Genomic DNA, 19,055 nt, shown 5'->3' with positions numbered 1-19,055 from the left:
TTCGCGACCAGAATGATGATGCGGCGCGTGAAGATATCGACGCATGCGTAGATGCTGTAGCGACCATCGAGGAGCAGTACGTCGGCGGGCGACGCGTCGATCTCCCAAAGTTCATTTATGCGGGAAATATTGGCGGCGACATTGCCGCCTGCGATACGGTAGCTACCCTTGAACTTGTCGGGGTTTGTGAGCGCCGCGATGACGACCTTTTTCTCGGCCCGGATTTTCGCGACCATCCGTTCGACGGTCCTCTGCGACACCGCGCCGATATTCGGGAATTGATCCTTGAGCAGATTGAAGAGCTTTCGCCCGGCGATATGCGGCGATCGTGTGATCTCGGCGAGGAGGAACGCTTCCACCTTTCCCTCCTCGCCGGACGCGAGCTTACCCTTACCCCGACGCGCGGCGCCCTTGTCGACGCCGAGCCGTGAAATTCCTTGACGCTTCGTCTCGCGCCAGCGCGCCAGCGTGCGCCGCGAGAGTTTCGGCACGGCGGCGCGCACGCCCGGCTCGACCTCGATCTTGCCGAGATTGTAGAGCGCGGCGAAGGTGCGATCGGCCATGATGCGGGAGAGTTGCGCGCCCTTCGCATAGCGATCGGCGGCGGCGAGCAGCGTGAGGCGCGCGTCGCGATTGTCGAGCGCGATGAGCGTGAGCTGCTTCTTCTGCTCTTCGACGGCCGCGGCGGCGGCGTCGTCGGCCGGCAGCGCCACCTCGCCGATGGCGCGGGCGGCATAGGCGGCGAGCGCCGCCGCCGGCAGCAGATCGATCGAATATTCGAGGCCTCCGCCCCGCCCTTTGCGCAAACGGACCTTGTCCGTGCGCTGGAGCCAGCCCTCGCGCTCCGCATAGTCGAGCCATCCCTGCTTTGTCGCAGGGAGGCCCGGCAGGCCGAGCGCCGCGAGTTCGGGGGCAGAGAGCCAGTCGCGCATCAGTCGCCCAGCGCCTCAGCGCGCTTCTTGGCGATTTCGGCGCCGATAGACTTGAGGAAAGCCGCGCGGGTCTGTTTGGTGGCCTTGTCCCAGTTCTCCAGCAGCGCCGTGAGCACACGCGCCTGCGGATCAACCGTCGGCGCCTTGGCGAGACCCGCGGCGATCTTGGCTTGAACGACGGATTTCGCCTCGCCAGCTTTGATGAGGTTCGCTATGGCGCGCTGCTCTTCCGGTTCCGTCTCGGAGAGCTGGATCAGCTCATTTTGATTATCTTCGAGCGACGTTCCACGCAGCGTCTCGAGCGCGGCGCTATCGAGCTTTTCCGCGAGCTGGCAGGCGAGATCGATAATGCGCTTGGACAGTCCGACGCGCTCGGCGACCTCGTCGGTGAAGCGAGGAGAACGATCGAACGGACCAGATTGCAATGTTTGCAATCTGATTTTCTCTTTGAATTTGTCCGACTTACGATCTCCGCCATTCCTCGTCTCGGGATGCTCGGCGAGGTAGAGCTTCTTGCGCTCTGCGATGAAGATGATACGATCGAGCTTGTTGAGGTCTCGACGCGCGAGATTTTCATCGATCTCGGAAATGCGGGCCGTGGCGTCGCTGATCTCTTCGCGGATCAGGACGTGCTCGCCGATCGTGACGGTCTCCCATCCGAGCAGCTTCAGAGCCGCGAGGCGATGCGCGCCCGCGATCAGTTTGTAGCCGTCGCCAACTCGGCGAACGACGATGGGCTGCATCAATCCTTTGGTTTCGATCGACGTTGCGATCCAGGCGGCGTTGTCCGGATCGACCGGGCGCAGCCGATCGAGATCGTCGATCTCGTCTATACGGATGGTCTGTGTCATTGCGGCCTCTGAAAGGGCTTTGAACGGGACTCGGCACGCGGGCGGACGCGGTTGACCAATCGTCGATTACGGGCTTGTCAGGGGCTCGACGCGGGGGATGCCTGCGGGATAGGCTCGGCGCGCAGCCGCGGAAGCGGCGTCGGGGTCTTGGAGATCAGCGTGCCGTCTTCGGAGAACCATTGCGGCCACAGGGACGAGGCGGGAACGCCCAGAAACGCCGCGATCGCGAGATTTGCGCGCGGATGCGGCGTGATCATCGCCCAATACATCGACTGCCGCTTCAGCCCCGCGCTTCGTGCGATCTCGGCGAGAGTCGAGCCACGCTTGCGCACGGCCGCGAGAATATCGGCTCTGTGCCAGCCGTCCTTGGTTGCTGCGTCTAACAACGGCCTACTCCAAAAGGGACGGTGTTCATATTTGAACACCCCAAATCATTCTTGGTTGCATAGTGGTCGTTTTTGCTCACACGCGTCAAGGCTCAATGCGGCGCAGTGCTCAGAAATGGTCAGTTTTTTGGTTGGTCATGCCTGGTGATCCCGTCGCCTTCATGCGCGAGCGCATCGAAGAAGCGATCGGCGGGCGATCGAGGGCTTTGGCATTGGAGGAGTCGACCGGAGGCCGCTTCAGTCGCTCGACCTTGCAGCGCTGGATCGACGGCAAGACCTCTCCGACGGTGCCGGAATTGGTCGAACTCGGCCGGCTCACCGGCCGACCTTTGTCTTTTTTTCTGTCCCTCGACGCCGACGTCGGCGGCGCTCCCAGCGATGCGCAACTTCGCACGCTCGTCGGAAGCTTCCCTTCTTTGGCCGACGCGCAGAAGCATCTGGACGCGGAAAAAGAGGAGCCCGACCCGGCGCTTTTGCTGGCGCTGACCGAGAAATTTCACGTCTCGATGGAGTTTCTGCTCGGGCTTTCGGATGATCCTTCGCCTTCGCCGGCGACAAGGCGCGACATCGGCAAGATGTCGTCATCTATCATGTTCAAGCCCGTTCGGCGGCTGGACGTTCATGCCTCGGCCGGGGCCGGCGCGGTCAATCATGGCTTCACGGTGGACGCCATGCTGCCCTTTCCGAGATGGATGCTGCAGAAGCTCGGAGCGACTAGTGCGAAGCTCTCGTTTCTTCGCGCCAGGGGCGACAGCATGGAGCCGACCATCAAGAACGGAGCCCTGCTGCTCGTCGACGAAGGAGACGTGAGGCTTCGGTTTCCGCCGCCCAAGGCCGAGTCGCCCTGGTCTCATCCCGATATTTATGTATTTTCACGCGGCGACGAGCTGCGGGTGAAACATCTGCGGAGAGACAAGACCAAAGGGCTGCTGTTTGCTCTCAGCGACCATCCGGCCTATGAGGCGGAGATTTTGAGTGAGGCCGATATCAAGATCGAAGGTCGCGTGATTTGGTGGGATAATCGTTTGTAGGGGCTTCTATGGCTGGTCTTTTCAAAGTCGCTCCACTCATCGCCGTAGCGGCATTCTTTGTCGTCGCCCTGGCTAATAAAGCGCCTGCTCCCTCGACTGTTATTCCGCACGCACGCGCTCCCGCCGCCAAGGAGATCTTCACCGGCGAGAGCCCGTCCACCGCGGATATATTGACGCATGGAAAGTCGACGCCGGAGCCGGAGCGATGGACCCCTCCCGTGTTCGGTGAGAGCTTCACAGAAGAGCAAAAGTCAGCCTGCGACGTTATGATCGCAAAGGCGATCCGCCTGTCTGATCTTACGATCGAGCGCCGATCGAGTGAGCATGTCTTTTTCCGCTCGCCGATTGTCGATGCGAATTTCGTGATCGCATGTGGAAAATGGCCGGGCGCTACCGCGTCTTACTCGGCTAGCGCCATGCCGCCGCGAGAGTTCTTCGTCTTGCTCGGCGCGCTCGGCGCCGCAGTCGTCAGCGCTCGACAATCCGAAATCGAAGACCGTGCGGCCGCTTGTCAGGAAGGGGCGCTCAAGAGCCGATCTCTTCAAACCATCGAACTGCCCCTCGTCGGCGGCGCTCTTCAGTGCAACACCTCTCGTGAATCGATTGTCTTTGGCATCGCGCCGGCGGCTAAGCCGGTTGAGAGATCGGCGAAGAAAGGCCGCTCGTGAGGTTCTTGCTGGCAATAGTCCTGATTTTTGCTGACCAAGCCTTTGCCCAAAGCTGCTCCGGCTGCGACTGTCGCGGTGGTCCAGGCTATCGCGACCCCTCGACTCGATCGCAAATGCGGTCGCCCGCCCGAGTCCCGCTGCCTCTTCGAATGCGCATCGGCAGCCTCGCGCAGTTGACTGTTCGGTGGTCCTCGCCGAGATCGGCCGCCGCGCTCCACGCCTAAAGCATCCTGGGCTTTTCGCCGATCGGCCGCTAAAGCCGCGGCGCTCGTCGACTGGACAGTTCGCGCCGACAGGCGCAGACGCCACGCCGATGTTTCAAGGCCTTGCCGCGGGGACGCCGCCCGGTTTTGTGCCATTTGATCTGTCGCGGCGCTTCGGCCATGATGATCACGTCGCCGCCCGGACTCGCCCAGTTTCTTTAGGGCGGTCCCGCGAGATCCCGGTCGATCCCGGCAACTCCCGCCTGTGCCATCTGATCTGTCGCGTCACAGCAGCTGTCCGCGGCGCTCTAGGGGCCTCGAGCGAGGGCCCCGCGAATGATCCGCGTCTCGGCCTCGCCGTCATGCAAGCGTCGCGGCGCAGCGGAGCGACGAACAGATCACGAGGCTTTCTCGCTCGCCGCCAGCAGCCCGTCGAGCTCGCCGGCCGACTCCAGCGCATAGAGATCGTCGCAGCCGCCGATCGGCCGTCCGTCGATGAAGATTTGCGGCACGGTGTGGCGTCCTTCCGCGAGGCGGCTCATCTCGGCGCGTCCGGCCGGATCGCCGTCCACGGAAATCTCCCGATAGGCGGCCTTCTTCAGCTCGAGCAGCTGCTTGGCCGCGCGGCAATAGGGGCAGGTGGAGGTGGTGTAGATGACGATCTGCGGCATGACGGCTCCATGACCTCCCGCGCTCTTATATGCGCTGCGGGCGCGATTTCAACGCCGCGCGCCTCAGGCGGCCTCGACGACGCGCGCGAACACCAGCACGTCGACGCGCGCCGCCCGCGCCCGCAGCAAGACGCGGGCCGCGGCGTTCACTGTGGCGCCGGTGGTGAGCACATCGTCGACCAGCACGATATTGCGGCCGTGGACGGCGGCGGCCTTCTCGGCGTTCAGCCGGAAGGCTCCCTGCATATTGGCGGCGCGCTGCGTGCGCGACAGGCCGACCTGCGGCGGCGTCGGCTTCACGCGCTCCAGAACCATGGTCTCCAGCGGCACGGCGCTCTCGCGCGAGACAACGCGCGCCAGCGCCGCCGATTGGTTGAAGCGGCGCGAGACCAGCCGCAGCCGGTGCAGCGGGATCGGAACGAGGAGGTCGGCCTCCGTCAGCAGCTCGGCGCCGGCGCGCGCCATCCAGCGGCCGAGCGGCTCCGCCAGCTCCATCCGGTCGTAATATTTCAGCCGATGCGCGAGGCTGCGCGCCTTGTCGCTGTCATAGCGCGCGACGGCGCGCGCTCTGGCGAAGACCGGCGGATCGGCGCCGGCGGCGAGCGAGACGGCGCCGGCGCCGAGGTCGCGATCGAAAGGCAGGCCCAGCCGCTCGCAATAGGGCCGCTCGATGAAGCCCATCGCGCCCCAGCAGGCAGGGCAAAGCGAATCATGGGTCGCGACCGCCTCGCGGCAGACGAGGCAGACGGGCGGATAGACGATGTCGAGCAGGCGCGCGCCCATTGAGCGGAGGAGGGCGGGGAGTGGCGTCAAACGGACGTGTCCTCGTCCTCGAGCAGGCCCGTCGGCAGTCCGTCGATGCTGTGCCGGTTCTTCTCGCGCCGATAGTCTTCGAGCGCGGCCTCGCCCTTGGCGAGCGCCCATTTGTCCAGCCTGTCGCGCTCGCCGGCATAGTCGTAGAGGGGCACGGCATAGCCGCAGGAGGTCTGGACGGAGTCGATATGAAGCCGGATCATCTGCCGCGCGCCCGGCGGCTCTCTCCCGCCGTAAGCCTCGCGCAGCAGGCGGGCGTAGGAGACGCCGCCGCGCGCCAGCGCCTCGCCGCGCCCATAGAGGCGCAGGATCAGCGGCGCGCCCTCGAAGGCGCAGAACATGAAGGTGAGGCGTCCGTCCGCACGAAGATGCGCGGCGGTCTCATTGCCGCTGCCGGTGCGGTCGATGTAGACGGCGCCATGCGCATCGAGAAGGCGCAGGGCGTCCGCGTTCTTGGGCGAGAGATTGACGCGCGCGCCGGGCGCCGCGGAAGCGACGAAGAAGATTTTTTGAGCGAGAATGAACTCGCGATGCTGCGGTTCGACCGCAGCGCACATCTTCGCCATTTCAGCACATGTTTGTTTGCGACGGCGTCAGCGTAGCAGTCCCGCCTTTTTCGGAGCAAGCGGATTATCGGCGAGGGCGGCGGCGTCGGGGACGTCCGGCGCCGGAACGCCGGCCACGGCGGCATAGAGCTTCGAGACGAAGCTCTCGTCGAGGTCCTCGACGATGAAGACGAGGCGCGTGCGGCGGTCGGCGTCCGGCCAGCCGGCGAGGCGATGCGGCGGATGGAACATGTGCTGCACGCCATGAATGACGACGGGCCGCTCGGGATCGTCGGTGAGCCCGACGATTCCCTTCACGCGCAGAAGCTTGGGGCCGTGCGCCTGGCGCAATATCTCGACGAACATGTCGAAGGCCTGCGGCGCGAGCGGCGTCTCGCTCGCCACGCAGAAGGCGCGGATGTGATCGTCATGGCGGTTCACATCGCCATGGCCGTGCGCCTGATCGTGATGGTGATGGTCGTGATCGTGGCGATGGCGCCCATGCTCATGCGCGGCGGCCACCGCCTCGTCGTTGAGCCAGCGCGCGACCTGCGGAATCTTGCCCGAAGCATCATAGAGCCCGCAGTCGAGCAGGGCGGCGGCGCTAGCCTCGCCGCGCGCGGCGACGAGTCGGCGCGCGGCCGGATTGAGCCGCGCGAGCCGCTCGTCGAGCGCGGCGAGGCGCGCTTCGCCTTCTGGCGTGTCGGTCTTGGCGATGACCAGCCGGTCGGCGACCGCGGCCTGCTTCACCGCCTCCTCATGCGCATCGAGCGTCGCCGCGCCATTGACCGCGTCGATGAGCGTCACCACCCCGTCCAGCCTGTAGCGCAGAATGAGATAAGGGTGGGACATGATGGTGTGGAGGATCGGCGCCGGATCGGCGAGCCCGGTCGTCTCCAGCACGACGCGGCGGAACGGGCGGATGCGGCCATTGTCGAGCTTGCGCAGCGCATCCTCGAGCGCGGCGACGAGATCGCCGCGGATCGTGCAGCAGACGCAGCCCGAGCTCATCACCAGCATGTCGCCTTCGACGCTCTCGACGAGCAGATGATCGATGCCGACCTCGCCGAACTCATTGATGAGCACGAGCGTGTCGGCGAGCTCCGGCGCGGCGAGCAGGCGATTGAGCAGCGTGGTCTTGCCGGCGCCGAGGAAGCCGGTGAGGATGGTGAGCGGAACAGGCGGCGGCGGCCGGCGCTCGCGCAAGGAGCTATCTGTCATCGTTCGGATTTCTTCGGCTCATTGTCGCCGACCGCGCGCTTTTCGGCCTTGGTGGCGATGGCCTTGACGGGGCGCGCCTTGGCCGCGGGCGAATGGTGCTTGGCGGCGGAGGGCTTCGCTGCGGACGGCTTGGCTGCAGAGGGCTTGGCTGCAGAGGGCTTGGCGGCGGACGGGTGGGCGGCGGGGGCGTGGGCGACGGCCTTGCGCCCGGCGGGGCGGCGCAGCGAGAGCGCGTCCGGCGCCGGCCGGCCGATCGGCGAGGGACGGAGGGCCGGCTTCTCGGGCGCGAAGGCGGTGATGGTGGAGGGCGAGCCGACCGGCGAGCCTGGATCGCGCGGGCCGGCGACCGGCCCTTCATAGCCCGGCTCGCGGCCCAGCCGAACCGGCGTCGGCTCGAAGCGCGGCCGCGGCAATTGCGCGATGGTCTTCACATCGACCGCCCCGGTCGCGCCGTTCTCGAGCGGAATGGCGATGGTCATATCCTCGACCTCGGCCATATATTCGGCGCTGGCCTTGCCGCGGTGGCGGCAGACGCTGTCGCGCATGTCCGGCGCCGCGGCAACGCCGAAGGTCGGCAGCGAGGCGAGCGCACCCGACGGCGAGCCGCTGGTGAAGGCCTTGTCGAGCAGCGCGGCCGCCTTGGCGGTGCGCGCCGCCGCCGAAGGGGCGCCGAGCACGACGGCGATGAGCTTTTGCCCGCCATGGGTGGCGCTCGCCACCAGATTATAGCCGGCGGGGCAGGTGAAGCCGGTCTTCATGCCGTCGGCGCCGGGATAGCGGCCGAGCAGGCCGTTGTGGGTCGGGTGAATCTGGTTGCCGAACTTCATCGCGCCGATGTTGAAGAAGCCGGCCGATTCCGGAAATTCGACGAGCAGCGCGCGGCCGAGGAGGGCGAGATCGCGGGCCGAGGTCACCTGCCGCTCGTCCGGCAGGCCGTTGGGATTGACCCAATAGGATTCGCGCATCCCGAGCTTGGCCGAGGCGCGGTTCATCTCGTCGGCGAAGCCCTCGACCGAGCCGGAGACCCCTTCCGCTATGGTGACGGCGACGTCATTGGCCGATTTCACCATCAGCATCACCAAAGCGTGGCGCAGCGTCACCTCGGAGCCGGGCGGAAAGCCCATTTTGGAGGGCGCCATGGAAACGGCGCGCGGCGAGACGACGAGCGGCGTGTCATAGGAGAGGCGCCCGGAGCGGACCGCGTCGAGCGCCACATAGACGGTCATGAGCTTGGTGAGCGAAGCGGGATACCAGGACTGCGTCGGCTGCTCCTGCTCGAGGATCTGTCCCGAGGCCACGTCGATTACCACCGACGGCGCCGCCTCGGCCGCCGCGACGGCGAGGCAGGCGCAAAGGCTGAAGACGAAACGGCGGGTCTCTCTCGCGCGCATGATGTCCCTCTGCCCGGCCGGCTCCTGTGCGGATCGAACCATAATCCCGATCCGGGAATGGTCCAAATAGGGACGAAATGTGGCGCGACTCGCGCCCCGGCAGCGGGCGCGAGCGAAGAATCCCGAGTTATCGACAAGTGTTAGTACGTCCGCCCGGGTTATTGCGTTCGCCCGCGCAGCCGCTGCGAGCTTCGCCGCCGCCATGGAAGCGGAAGGTCTGCTCGAAGGACCGGCATCGTCTTTCGACCGAATCCGGCGGCGGCGGCAGCTTGAGCGCGCCGATCACCCCCGCCGCGACCAGCGCCTGTGCATTGTTCTCATATTTCGCGAAGTCGAGCTTCGAGACGCGGCCGGCGTAATCGACATCGAAACGAATGGATACGGTCCCGCTTCCCAGGGCGAGCCTCGGGACGCGCTCGCGAAGCTGGCGAATGACGATCGCCCGCCATTGTTTCTCTTCCGCCGTCGTCCCGCATTGCACAGGCGGCTCGGGCTCGCCGAGGCCGAACAGCGACTGGGCGCGGGCGGGCTGGGAGAGGACGATCAGGACCGCCGTAATGATTGCCGCTTTCATGGTGTGTCGCTCGAATGCGCTGGTGCTACGAAGAGGTCGAGAGAATGAGGGGGGTGTGTCGGCGGCGATGCTATCCGATGCGGGCGAGGCGTGTCGAGAGCCCACAACTCAAGCTTGACATTGATGGGATAGCAAGTCTCTAATTGCAATATATAGATCGGTCGACGCCGACATTCTCTTATGAGAAGCTCGCGTATTCGGCGCAAAAATTTCTGTGCGGCATGTTCTTGGAGGCCAAATATGAGAAAGTGGATTGCACGAATTGAGTTTGCCGTCACGATTGTTCTCGGCGTCATGATTTCGGTGGGCGACTCGCCGGAACTTGGTCGGGCGAAGGGGGGCGCGTGGCGAGTGGCGCTGACGAATTCCGCCCAAGCGCAAGAGGCTCTCTCCCCGATCGACGTGGGCGCGGCACAAAACCTTGGCCTGCTTGCCCTCCTCGACCAATGGCTAAACGGTGCCGGGTTTAGCTACTGGGGGAGCGGCGAATACTGGACTCCTCCCGGCCTGGGCACGTCCTTTCTTTGGTCCGCATCCCCGCTTGACCTCATCACGTTTGGCGCGGGCCTATCGAGTGCGCCCCCTGCTCAGACGAGCGCGGCGACAGCTCGGAACCGCGGCGGTTCAGGGGCCACCTCGGTCGCCGACCCGATCAATTATGCCACAGGCAACGCCTACGACAGTGCGGTCGACTACGCGACGGCCGGGCCATTCCCGATCGTTCTGGCCCGCTACTACAACAGCGGCGACAGTGATTGGCGTCAGTTCGGGCGCAATTGGCGGTCTTCCTATAGCCGTTCTGTGTCCCTCATCAACGGCGACAAAACTCATGCCGCAGTCACGCGCGACGATGGGCAGGTGCTGGTGTTCAGCCGCACCATCAAGGGATGCTGGTACTATCTCTGTCAGTACGACCCGTGGACGCCGCCGGCCTATTCGAGCTTTCGCCTGGAAGGCGATGTCGGCGACGGCAACGTCGTGCTGATGACCGACCAGGATGAGGAGGAAGTCTACGACGCTTCCGGCAAGTTTCTCTTCTCCCACAATCGCGCCGGGGTCCGGATAGCCTCGCTGGGATATGACGAGTTCGGCCGCCTCTCGAAAGCGAGCGATCCTTTTGGGCGCGTTCTGTCATTTTTCTATAATGACTGGACAAATAAAATATCCAAAGCCGTGGCGCCCGATGGAGGTGAATATATTTATAGTTATGACGGCTCAGGCAATTTAATTTCGGTTAAATACCCCGACAACTCCAGCCGCAAATACCTTTACGAGGACGGGAGGCGCCTCGGCGCGGTCACCGGCGTCATCGACGAGAACGGCTCTCGCTATACGAGCTACTCCTACGACGATGCGGGCAGGGCCGTTTCCACCGAGCATGCCGGCGGCGTGGACCGCTATACCTTGGATTACAGCAATCAACAATGGGGCTCCGTCACGGTCACGACGCCGCTCGGAGCCGTGGAAGCCTATAAATTCTCCGGCATCGACGGCTTTGCGAAGCCGCTCGAGGTGCAGCGGCGCGTTTGCGCCACCTGCCCCACCGTGCGGCGCGACGCCAAGGTCTATGACGATCATGGCAATCTGACCAGCTACACCGACTTCAACGGAAATCAGACGACGACCGCCTATGATCATGCCCGCAATCTGCCGACCTCGACGACGGTCGCCGCCGGAACGTCCGTCTCGCGCACGATCACGACCGACTGGCGTCCGGAGTTCCGTCTGCCGGCGAAAATCTCCGACTACCAGCGTGACGTCACCTACGAATATGACCCCAAGGGCAATATGCTCAGCAGGACGGTCGCGTCCGGGTCCTTGTCGAGCAAGTGGTCGTATGTCTACAACGGATTTGGCCTCGTATACACGGAAACGGATCCGCTTGGCCATGTGACGAAATACAATTATGACGACCAGCGCAATGTCATACGCGTGACCAATGCGCTCGGTCATGCCACCGAATACACGGACTATGACGCCAACGGCCGGCCGCGGACCATCAAAGACCCGAATGGCGTCGTCACGACGCTGACCTATAATTTCCGCGGCCAAGTCACCTCGAGCGTCACCCTCGGGCAGACGACGACCTACACCTACGACAAGGTCGGACAGCTGGTGAAGCTGCGGGAGCCCGCCGGCGCCATTCTGGACTTCGACTATGACAAAGCGCACCGGCTCACCAGCATCCGCGACAGAGCCGGCAATCGCATCGTCTACACGCTCGACGTCGCGGGGAATCGGATCAAGGAGGAGGTCTTCGATCCGAACGGCGCGCTGGCCCAGACGCGCAGCCGCATCTACGACGGTTATTCCCGGCTTTTCAGGGACATTGGCGCAGAGGGCCACATGTCCAGCTTCTGGCGTGACGCCAACGACAATATTACCGCGGCAAGCGACTCGAACGGCTATTTGACGAGATTCGCCTATGACGCGCAGAACCGGCTCTCGCAGACGACGGACCCGCTGGGCGCCGAGACAATCTACGGATACGACCGGAACGGCCGCCTCGCCAAAGTGACCGACCCGCGCGGCCTCGTGACGAGCTATGTCTTTAATCGGCTCGACAAGCCGGAACGGCTCTCCAGCCGGGACACGGGCGTCGCCACCAAGACTTATGACCCCGCCGGCAATGCGCTGACCTCGACCGACGCGCGCGGCCAGACGACGCGTTACGACTATGACAAGCTGAACCGGCCGGCAAAGGCGACCTATGCCGACGGTTCCGTCGCGATCTACCGCTATGATCAGGGCGAGTACGGAATTGGCCGTCTCTCCTCCCTGACCGATTCCACCGGCACGACCAGCTTCGCCTATGACGCCTTCGGCCATGTCGTGCAGAAGACGCAGACGACGGGCGCGGTCACGCTGGTGACGCAATGGATCTATCACCCCGGCAACGGCCGGCTTTTGAACGTGATCTATCCATCGGGCGCGAAGCTCGTCTATTCCAATGACAGCGCCGGCCGCCCGATCGCGATCGGCCTGCAGCGGCCGGGTCAGGCGACGGCGGCGCTGATCGGGTCGATCTCCTATGCCGCCTTCGGCGCCGTCGCCTCCTGGGACACCGGCGCATCGGGCGCCTCCTATGTCCGCAGCTTCGATCTCGACGGGCGCATCGCCAAAATCACCTCCTCGACCGGAAACGTCCTCACCTATGATTATGACGCCGGCAGCCGGATCAAGTCGATCGCCGAGAGCGGACGCCCGACCAAGGTCTTCGCTTATGACCGCGACAACCGGCTGACGAAATACGCCAGCGGCTCGACCTCGATCCTCTATGCCTATGACGCCTCGGGCAACCGCATCTCGGCCGGCGATGTCTCCTATAATGTCACGCCGACCAGCAACCGCCTGATCAGCATCGAGTGGTCCACATCGGGGCAGGCCTTCTCCTATCTCCCGTCCGGCGTGATGACGAAGCAGTCCGGCGTCTTCTTTCTCGCCTATGACGCGCGCAACCGCCTCGTCGGAGCCAGCGTCGGCGCGCTGACGGCGAGCTATGGCCTCAATGATCTCGGCCAGCGCGTGACGAAGACGCGGGCGACGATCGGGGCCGGCGACTCTACCGCTTATCTCTACGACCTTGCCGGCCATCTGCTCGGGACCTATGATGCGAGCGGCGCGGCGATCGAGGAGATCGTCTGGCTCGGCGACCTGCCGGTGGCGACGCTGCAGGGCGGCGCGGCCTATTCCATCATGCCGGATCATCTCGGCGCGCCGCATGAGATCGTCACTGCGGCGAACCAGCGAGTCTGGCTGTGGGACCACGACCCGTTCGGCAATGGCGCGCCAGTGGCGGCCGCGAGCTTCTCGCATGATCTGCGCTTCCCGGGCAGATCGACGCGCTCTCCGGCGGCGGCGTTGTCAGCGGCGTGGGTTCGTTCTAGTCACATCGCCGCGGCGCTCCCCCGAAAGACGCCGGCGAGGGACGGACCATGCAACGCATCATCATCGTCGTGGCGAGCGCCATTTTGGGCTTTGCGGCGCAGGCCGCGGAGCCTGCGGCGGGCGGCGACTGGCCCTGTCGGCAGGCCAAGGTGGCGAGCGTCGCCGTCGCCGGCGTGTGGACCGGCCCCGCCATCGACGAGGCGACAAAGACGGTCCGCGATGATGCGGCGCTGGGCGAGCTCGTCGCGCGGGTGGCGGCGCGGCGCACGCCGATCGAAGAGGCGCAGAAGCTCGTCGATGATTTCGCCGCCGCGGCGGGCGAGACGCGCAAGCAGCGCCTGACGGCCCTGTTCGCCGGCGTCTATGAGCAGCTGGAGGCGGAGCGCCGCGAGGTGCTCGACGGGCTCGAGCGCTATGGCGCCAAGCAGCGGCGGCTCGCCGAAAAGCTGCGCGAGGAAACGCAGGCGCTGCGCGCCGAGCAGGACAAGACGCCGCAGGACGCGCAGAGGGTGAAGCAGGCCAGCGAAGCGCTGCAATGGGATTTGCGCGTCTTCGACGAGCGTCGCCAGGCGCTCTCTTACGTTTGCGAGACTCCGGCGCTGATCGAGCAGCGGCTCGGCGCTCTGGCGCGGTCGATCGAGGCGGCGATCGATTAGGGACTTGCGTCTGTCCAGGCGCCCCGTCGCCGCAGCCGCGAAGATCAGCGCGCCAGCAGATAGCCGCGCATGGCGCGTTCGCCCACGAAACCTAAGAAGATCAAGAAGATTGCGACTTTCAGCACATAGGCCTTGTCGAGAAAGCCGACGCCGACGCCCTCGAAATAGGCGGAACGCATCCATTCGAGCGATTGCGCGATCGGATTATAGCTCATCCAGGTGCGCAGGGGCTCGGGAAGCGTATCGGGCAGGAAGATCGCGCCGGAGGAGATCCACAACAGGATGCGGCTGAGGCCGAACACCATCGCCCACATCGGGACCATCAGCGCCATGATGGAGTTGAGCATGCCCATTCCCAGGCCGAGGAGGATCGCCGAGCCATAGGCGCAGGCCGCCTGCTCGGCGTCGCGGGGCATGACGTCGATGCCGAAGGATATTCCGATGATGAGGACGATCAGGGTCACCGTGCAGCTCGAGAGGATCTCGAGCAGCGCCGAGGCGAAGATGGCGTCGAGCAGCTTGACCGCCGGAAAGCCGAGCAGCGGACGCATTCCGCTGATCGACTGCATGGTGTACATAGCGAGATAGCTGAACGCCATGAAGGTCGCCGAGCCGGTGGCGAAGAACAGCGCGGCGCTCTCTCCGACCGGCGCGTGGCGGCCGCGATAGACCGAGAATGCGACGAAGAACAGGATGTGCGACAAGGGCCAGAGGATGGCGATCAGAAAGCCGAGCCCATTGCCGAAGAAGCGCGTGCGCATGCGGCGCAGCATCAGCGCGAAGATCACCCGCCGCTGCCGGCGGAACGCGCCGCCCAATCCGGCGTCGTCATCGGAGCTCGAGAGCATAGGCGGTCTTTCCCGTCTTGCGCATTGCGGCGAAGGCCGTGCTGCTGCGCGGAATATAACCGGCGGCGGAGAATGGGCAAGACGCTCCGGCGGCGCTCGCCGCCGCGCGGGGTGCGCTCAGGCCGGCGGATGGCGCGAGGGGCGGCCGTCGGCGCCGGTGAAGGGAAACAGCCCACCCTGGAAGCATTGCGCCATATGGGTGGCCTTGGCGATCGCCTGCTCGGCCTGCGTCGTCGGCAAGCTCTCGCGCGCGGCCTCGACGAACAGCTCCAGCCAGCGCGTGAAATGTTCCGGCTCGATCGGCAGATTGACATGGACCGAGAAGGGATGCCCCTCGTAGCGCTCGGTGCGCAGCAGCGATTTCGACCAGAAATTCTCGATGATGGCGAGGTGTCCGTCGAGATCGGGAATGGCGGCGAACACCGGGCCGATCAGCGGATCGGCGAGGCCCTTGTCGTAAAAGCCGCGCACGAACGCCGAGATCGCCGTTTCGATGGCGGCGCGCTCGGCCTCGTCCTGGACCACGGGAAATTCGAACATCGGCTCCTCCTGTTTCACGAGATGAATGACGCGCCCGGCGCCGGCGCTGCTCATTCGGCGTTGAAATGCACCGCGCCGAATTGCGCGACATCATAGCCGCCGAGCGTTTCGGCGCGGAAGCGAAACGACTCGCTCGCGCAAAAGCGCGCGAGCTTCTGAAACGGCGGATCGAAATAAGCCTTGCGCCAAACGACGAGATCGAAGCGCTCGACGACGGCGGGCGAGAATTGGAGACCGAATTGGCGGGCGCTGGCCTCGAGGCCGAAGCCGACGTCGGCGCGTCCCGCGGCGACGGCGGCGGCGAGATCGGTCTCGGAGCGCTCCACCGCCGGAATGAATTGCAGCTCCTCGCGGGCCATGCCCTCGCGCCGCAGCAGCATCGCCAGCACCAGCTCGCTGCCGGCCTCCGGCTGGCGCGATTGGAAGCGCAGGCCGCGCGCGTCGGCGAGCCGCTCGACGCGCCGGCCGAGGTCCTTGCGCACCATCAGGCCGCGCGTGCGCTTCGCCCATTCGATCAGCGCCACCGGCTCGCCGGCGAGGCGCTCCGCGACGGTCGCGGCGTTCCAGGCGTTCTCGCCCGGCTCGGGAATATGCAGGCCCGCGGCGATGCAGCCGCCAGCGGCCGCGCGCTCCAATCCGTCCAGCGCGCCGTCCAGAAAGGCGGCGATGCCGGAGCGCGACTCGCGCAGCGCCCATTCGAGCAGCGGATCATGGCCGCCGGCGACGATGAGCGGCCGCACGGCCTGCGCCTCGCGTGTGGCGCCGCGACGATTCGCCGCCAGCCAGTCCTCGATCTCGGCGCGCGGAAACAGCAGCTTGCCGGTCACGCGCCGCACCGGCAGCGCCCCCTCCGAGGCGAGATCATAGACCTTGCGCTCTTTGACGCGCAGCAGAGCGGCGAGCTCGCGAGTGGTGAGAAACTCGGACATTGTGCATCTTTTCCGATGTTGCCGTAAAATTAGCAGAGATGGTCGGACCGAGCAATATCGCCGCGTCATCCCTCAACAGGCGCTCCCTTCTCCTGCTCGGCGGGAGAAGGCGGCCCCGCGCAGCCGGGGCGGAGGAGGGCTCGATCCGATACAAGCCGCTCAAAAACAATATCTGCCCGGCAATCGCGTCGGTCCTCGTCCGCCCCTCGCTTCGCGAGGGGCCACTGTCTTCCACACAGTAGAGATAAGGAGCGCGCGCTTGCCGCCAGCGGGGCGCCGTGCGGCAAAAAATGCAAAATCATGTGATTATTCCCTATTGTCAGAAACTATGCATAATTGCGTCAAGCCGCTCGCCGGCCTGCTCAAGGGGATATTGTCATGGAAAGAATCGCCAGCCTGGCGCTCGTCGCCGCATTTCTCGTCCCTCTCCAATCGGCCCGCGCCGAATCGCCCGCCGCCGACAAGGCGACCGGCTCCAAGACGGTCACCGTCTTCGCCGCCGCCAGCCTCAAGAATGCTCTCGACGAGGCCGCCGCGGCCTTCAAGAAGAAAACGGGGGACGAGGTGACGATCAGCTATGCGGCGTCGATGCCGCTCGCCAAGCAGATCGAGTCCGGCGCGCCGGCCGATATCTTCATCTCCGCCGATACGGCCTCGGCCGAATATCTCTCTTCGCGCGGCCTGCTGAAGGAAGGCACGCAGAAGAACCTGCTCGGCAACAGCCTCGTGCTCATCGCGCCGAAAATCGCCGGCGTGAAGAAGGTCGCGCTGGAGAAGGGCGCCCTGCTCGCCGCGCTCGGCGACGGCGGGCGCATGGCCATCGGCGAGCCGGCCTCCGTTCCGGCCGGCAAATACGCCAAGGCGGCCTTCACCAGCCTCGGCGTGTGGGAGGCGCTGGAGCCGCGCTTCGCCTTCACCGAGAATGTGCGCGCCGCTCTGACCTTCGTCGCGCGCGACGAGGCGCCGCTCGGCGTCGTCTATCAGACCGACGCCAATTCGGATTCCAAGGTCGTCGTGGTCGCCACCTTCCCGGCGTCCTCGCACCCGCCGATCGTCTATCCGATCGCGCTGACCGCCTCCTCGACGAGCAAGTCGGCGGTCGACCTCCTGGCCTTCCTCGAGAGCTCGGCGGCGGCGCATTTCTTCACCAAGCAAGGCTTCGCCATCCTCCGCCATTGAGGGTTCCGCGCTCGATCATATGGAAGGCGGCCGGCGCGGCCGCTTTCTCTCGTGGCGAAATCAGATAAGGGATTCGACAAGCGAGCCTTCAGGCTCGCTCTCGTCAGTCTCGAATGGGACGACGTCGTTCCCACGAGGCGGGTTCGGCGTTAATCTCCCGCCGGTTGCGCAAATTCGCCCGAGGAGAATTCGATGACGCCGCGTCGCCTCCGACAGGATCGCCCCGAGCCGGCGGCCGAGCAGGAGCTTTGCCTCGACCGCGCCTTTCTGCTCGATCTCGCCGATGTCGCGCTCGCCGCCGCGCGAGAGGCGGGCGCGCGCTACGCCGACATCCGGCTCGGCGCGACGCGGCGGCAGTTCGTCCGCGCCAAGGAGGCGCGGCTCGACGAGTTTTCCGAGAGCCTCGACCCCGGCTTCGGCCTGCGCGTGCTGGTCGACGGCTGCTGGGGGTTTTACGGCGCGCGGGCGCTCGACGCCGCGACGCTCGCCGCCGCCGCGCGGCGCGCCGTGGCCCAGGCCCGCGCCGTGGCGCCGATCCAGGCCGAGCCGATCGTCATCGAGGAGACGCAGCCGCAGGAGGCGGAGTGGATCATGCCCCTGGGCGTCGATCCTTTCGCCGTGGAAGCGCGCGACAAGGTCGAGCTTCTGCTGGCGGTGAACGCCGCCGCGCAGGAGGCGGGCGCCGATTACTGCAACGCCTCCCTCTCCTTCGCGCGGGAGGATCGTCTCTTCGCCGACAGCCGCGGCAGCCGCATTTTTCAATCGCGCACGCGCACGCAGCCGTCCTTTCTCGTGACCGTCGTCGACGCGGCGGGTTCCGGCCGTTTCGCGACGCGCGAGAGCCTCGCGCCCGCGCGCGCGGCGGGGTGGGAGCATGCGCTCTCCTGCGATCTCGTCGGCGAAGCGAAGCGCGCCGCCGGCGAAGCGCGCGAGAAGCTGCAGGCGAAGCCGGCCGAGGCCGGCGTGATGGATGTGGTGCTCGATCCCACCAATCTCTGGCTGACCATCCACGAGACGGTCGGACATTCGACCGAGCTCGACCGCGCGCTCGGCTGGGAGGCGAATTTCGCCGGCACGTCTTTCATCAAGCCGCATATGCTGAACGCACTGCGCTTCGGCAGCGAGCTGATGACGATCCGCGCCGACCGCTCGCAGGAGGGCGGGCTCGCCAGCGCCGCCTTCGACGACGACGGCGCTCCGCGCGAGCGGGCGGAGTTCGAGATCGTCTCCAAGGGCGTGTTCCGCAATTTCCAGATGGCGCTGGGCCAGGCGCATCTCATCGGCGCGGAGCGCTCCAATGGCTGCGCCTATGCGGATGATCCGACCGCCTTTCCGATCCAGCGCATGCCCAATATCTCGCTGGCGCCAAATCCCGCGCCCTGCTCGCTCGAGGCGCTGATCGGCGGAGTGGAGAAGGGGCTCTATGTCGTCGGCGCGGGAAGCTGGAGCATCGATCAGCAGCGCGATAATTTCCAGTTCGGCGGGCAATTATTCTACGAGATAAAGGATGGCCGCCTCGGCGAGATGGTGCGCGACGCCGCCTATCAGAGCCGCACCATCGCGTTCTGGAACGCGCTCGACGGACTCGGCGACGCCTCGACCTATCGGCTCTGCGGCACATTCACCTGCGGCAAGGCGGAGCCGATGCAGCTCGCGCCAGTCTCCCATGGCGCGCCGGCCGCGCGCTTCCGCGGCCTCGCCGTGTTGAACACGGAGCGAGACGTGTAAC

Annotated in this window: 18 protein-coding genes; 6 read left to right on the top strand and 12 right to left on the bottom strand. The window is 65.6% G+C overall.

All coding sequences use genetic code 11. The features are described from left to right. The 3 genes from K3F48_RS15280 to K3F48_RS15270 all read right to left on the bottom strand — a co-directional run. A partial coding sequence (locus K3F48_RS15280) for a DNA-binding protein (RefSeq protein WP_305080293.1) occupies positions 1-932 on the bottom strand: 932 nt, incomplete at its 3' end. Continuing rightward, positions 932-1,783, bottom strand: a complete 852-nt coding sequence (locus K3F48_RS15275) for a ParB N-terminal domain-containing protein (RefSeq protein WP_222576294.1) — start codon at positions 1,781-1,783, stop codon at positions 932-934. The genes K3F48_RS15275 and K3F48_RS15280, both read right to left, overlap by 1 nt. 77 nt (positions 1,784-1,860) lie before the next feature. Further along, positions 1,861-2,169, bottom strand: coding sequence for a helix-turn-helix domain-containing protein (locus K3F48_RS15270; RefSeq protein WP_222576293.1), 309 nt, complete (start codon positions 2,167-2,169; stop codon positions 1,861-1,863). Positions 2,170-2,231: 62 nt separating this feature from the next. On the opposite strand from K3F48_RS15270, the gene K3F48_RS24955 reads away from it, so the two are divergent. Both K3F48_RS24955 and K3F48_RS15260 read left to right on the top strand, forming a co-directional pair. Continuing rightward, positions 2,232-3,200 carry a S24 family peptidase gene (locus tag K3F48_RS24955; protein WP_222576292.1) on the top strand — a complete coding sequence of 323 codons (969 nt, stop codon included), beginning with the start codon at positions 2,232-2,234 and terminating at the stop codon, positions 3,198-3,200. An 8-nt stretch (positions 3,201-3,208) separates the two neighbouring features. Further along, a complete protein-coding gene (locus tag K3F48_RS15260) occupies positions 3,209-3,868 on the top strand; it encodes a hypothetical protein (protein WP_222576291.1) in 660 nt (219 codons plus the stop codon). A 601-nt stretch (positions 3,869-4,469) separates the two neighbouring features. Here K3F48_RS15260 and grxC read toward each other — a convergent pair. The 6 genes from grxC to K3F48_RS15230 form a co-directional block, all read right to left on the bottom strand. Further along, the gene (gene grxC / locus K3F48_RS15255) at positions 4,470-4,742 is read right to left on the bottom strand and encodes a glutaredoxin 3 (RefSeq protein ID WP_222576290.1); all 273 of its coding nucleotides are present in this window, start codon (positions 4,740-4,742) and stop codon (positions 4,470-4,472) included. 63 nt (positions 4,743-4,805) lie between these two features. Then, the gene (locus K3F48_RS15250) at positions 4,806-5,525 is read right to left on the bottom strand and encodes a ComF family protein (protein WP_222576296.1); all 720 of its coding nucleotides are present in this window, start codon (positions 5,523-5,525) and stop codon (positions 4,806-4,808) included. Positions 5,526-5,551: 26 nt separating this feature from the next. Further along, positions 5,552-6,121, bottom strand: a complete 570-nt coding sequence (locus K3F48_RS15245) for a pyridoxamine 5'-phosphate oxidase family protein (RefSeq protein WP_222576289.1) — start codon at positions 6,119-6,121, stop codon at positions 5,552-5,554. Positions 6,122-6,148: 27 nt separating this feature from the next. Further along, positions 6,149-7,321 carry a GTP-binding protein gene (locus tag K3F48_RS15240; RefSeq protein WP_222576288.1) on the bottom strand — a complete coding sequence of 391 codons (1,173 nt, stop codon included), beginning with the start codon at positions 7,319-7,321 and terminating at the stop codon, positions 6,149-6,151. Beyond that, a complete protein-coding gene (locus K3F48_RS15235) occupies positions 7,318-8,712 on the bottom strand; it encodes a D-alanyl-D-alanine carboxypeptidase family protein (protein ID WP_222576287.1) in 1,395 nt (464 codons plus the stop codon). The genes K3F48_RS15240 and K3F48_RS15235 overlap by 4 nt, the downstream gene beginning before the upstream one ends. 127 nt (positions 8,713-8,839) lie before the next feature. Continuing rightward, a complete protein-coding gene (locus K3F48_RS15230) occupies positions 8,840-9,286 on the bottom strand; it encodes a hypothetical protein (protein ID WP_222576286.1) in 447 nt (148 codons plus the stop codon). A 180-nt stretch (positions 9,287-9,466) separates the two neighbouring features. Between K3F48_RS15230 and K3F48_RS15225 the strand changes: the two genes are divergently transcribed. Then, a complete protein-coding gene (locus K3F48_RS15225) occupies positions 9,467-13,516 on the top strand; it encodes a DUF6531 domain-containing protein (protein ID WP_370631433.1) in 4,050 nt (1,349 codons plus the stop codon). Then, positions 13,426-13,830, top strand: a complete 405-nt coding sequence (locus K3F48_RS15220; RefSeq protein WP_255609150.1) for a hypothetical protein — start codon at positions 13,426-13,428, stop codon at positions 13,828-13,830. Before K3F48_RS15225 ends, K3F48_RS15220 begins: the two co-directional genes overlap by 91 nt. 44 nt (positions 13,831-13,874) lie before the next feature. On the opposite strand, the gene K3F48_RS15215 is transcribed toward K3F48_RS15220, so the two are convergent. The 3 genes from K3F48_RS15215 to K3F48_RS15205 all read right to left on the bottom strand — a co-directional run bounded on the left by K3F48_RS15215 (position 13,875) and on the right by K3F48_RS15205 (position 16,147). After that, the gene (locus K3F48_RS15215; RefSeq protein ID WP_222576284.1) at positions 13,875-14,678 is read right to left on the bottom strand and encodes an ABC transporter permease; all 804 of its coding nucleotides are present in this window, start codon (positions 14,676-14,678) and stop codon (positions 13,875-13,877) included. A gap of 117 nt (positions 14,679-14,795) precedes the next feature. Further along, positions 14,796-15,218, bottom strand: a complete 423-nt coding sequence (locus K3F48_RS15210) for a group III truncated hemoglobin (RefSeq protein WP_222576283.1) — start codon at positions 15,216-15,218, stop codon at positions 14,796-14,798. Between the two features lie 50 nt (positions 15,219-15,268). After that, a complete protein-coding gene (locus K3F48_RS15205; protein ID WP_222576282.1) occupies positions 15,269-16,147 on the bottom strand; it encodes a helix-turn-helix transcriptional regulator in 879 nt (292 codons plus the stop codon). A 378-nt stretch (positions 16,148-16,525) separates the two neighbouring features. Between K3F48_RS15205 and modA the strand changes: the two genes are divergently transcribed. After that, positions 16,526-17,326: a molybdate ABC transporter substrate-binding protein gene (gene modA / locus K3F48_RS15200; protein ID WP_222576281.1), complete on the top strand. Its 801-nt coding sequence runs from the start codon at positions 16,526-16,528 to the stop codon at positions 17,324-17,326. A gap of 192 nt (positions 17,327-17,518) precedes the next feature. Continuing rightward, on the top strand, positions 17,519-19,054 hold the full coding sequence (locus tag K3F48_RS15195; RefSeq protein WP_222576280.1) for a TldD/PmbA family protein: 1,536 nt from the start codon (positions 17,519-17,521) through the stop codon (positions 19,052-19,054). Position 19,055: the final 1 nt, after the last annotated feature.

The organism is Methylosinus sp. Sm6, assembly GCF_019802345.1.
In the GTDB taxonomy this organism is placed as follows: domain Bacteria; phylum Pseudomonadota; class Alphaproteobacteria; order Rhizobiales; family Beijerinckiaceae; genus Methylosinus.
The sequence above is the reverse complement of the archived record's forward strand: the minus strand, read 5'-3'. Positions and strand labels throughout refer to the sequence as shown.

Bases quoted from the DNA above. Each gene is read 5' to 3' on its own strand.
- K3F48_RS15275 (WP_222576294.1), bottom strand. From the start codon at position 1,783: ATGACACAGACCATCCGTATAGACGAGATCGACGATCTCGATCGGCTG.
- K3F48_RS15260 (WP_222576291.1), top strand. From the start codon at position 3,209: ATGGCTGGTCTTTTCAAAGTCGCTCCACTCATCGCCGTAGCGGCATTC.
- grxC (WP_222576290.1), bottom strand. From the start codon at position 4,742: ATGCCGCAGATCGTCATCTACACCACCTCCACCTGCCCCTATTGCCGC.
- K3F48_RS15250 (WP_222576296.1), bottom strand. From the start codon at position 5,525: ATGGGCGCGCGCCTGCTCGACATCGTCTATCCGCCCGTCTGCCTCGTC.
- K3F48_RS15245 (WP_222576289.1), bottom strand. From the start codon at position 6,121: ATGGCGAAGATGTGCGCTGCGGTCGAACCGCAGCATCGCGAGTTCATT.
- K3F48_RS15240 (WP_222576288.1), bottom strand. From the start codon at position 7,321: ATGACAGATAGCTCCTTGCGCGAGCGCCGGCCGCCGCCGCCTGTTCCG.
- K3F48_RS15235 (WP_222576287.1), bottom strand. From the start codon at position 8,712: ATGCGCGCGAGAGAGACCCGCCGTTTCGTCTTCAGCCTTTGCGCCTGC.
- K3F48_RS15230 (WP_222576286.1), bottom strand. From the start codon at position 9,286: ATGAAAGCGGCAATCATTACGGCGGTCCTGATCGTCCTCTCCCAGCCC.
- K3F48_RS15225 (WP_370631433.1), top strand. From the start codon at position 9,467: ATGAGAAGCTCGCGTATTCGGCGCAAAAATTTCTGTGCGGCATGTTCT.
- K3F48_RS15215 (WP_222576284.1), bottom strand. From the start codon at position 14,678: ATGCTCTCGAGCTCCGATGACGACGCCGGATTGGGCGGCGCGTTCCGC.
- K3F48_RS15210 (WP_222576283.1), bottom strand. From the start codon at position 15,218: ATGTTCGAATTTCCCGTGGTCCAGGACGAGGCCGAGCGCGCCGCCATC.
- K3F48_RS15205 (WP_222576282.1), bottom strand. From the start codon at position 16,147: ATGTCCGAGTTTCTCACCACTCGCGAGCTCGCCGCTCTGCTGCGCGTC.
- modA (WP_222576281.1), top strand. From the start codon at position 16,526: ATGGAAAGAATCGCCAGCCTGGCGCTCGTCGCCGCATTTCTCGTCCCT.
- K3F48_RS15195 (WP_222576280.1), top strand. From the start codon at position 17,519: ATGACGCCGCGTCGCCTCCGACAGGATCGCCCCGAGCCGGCGGCCGAG.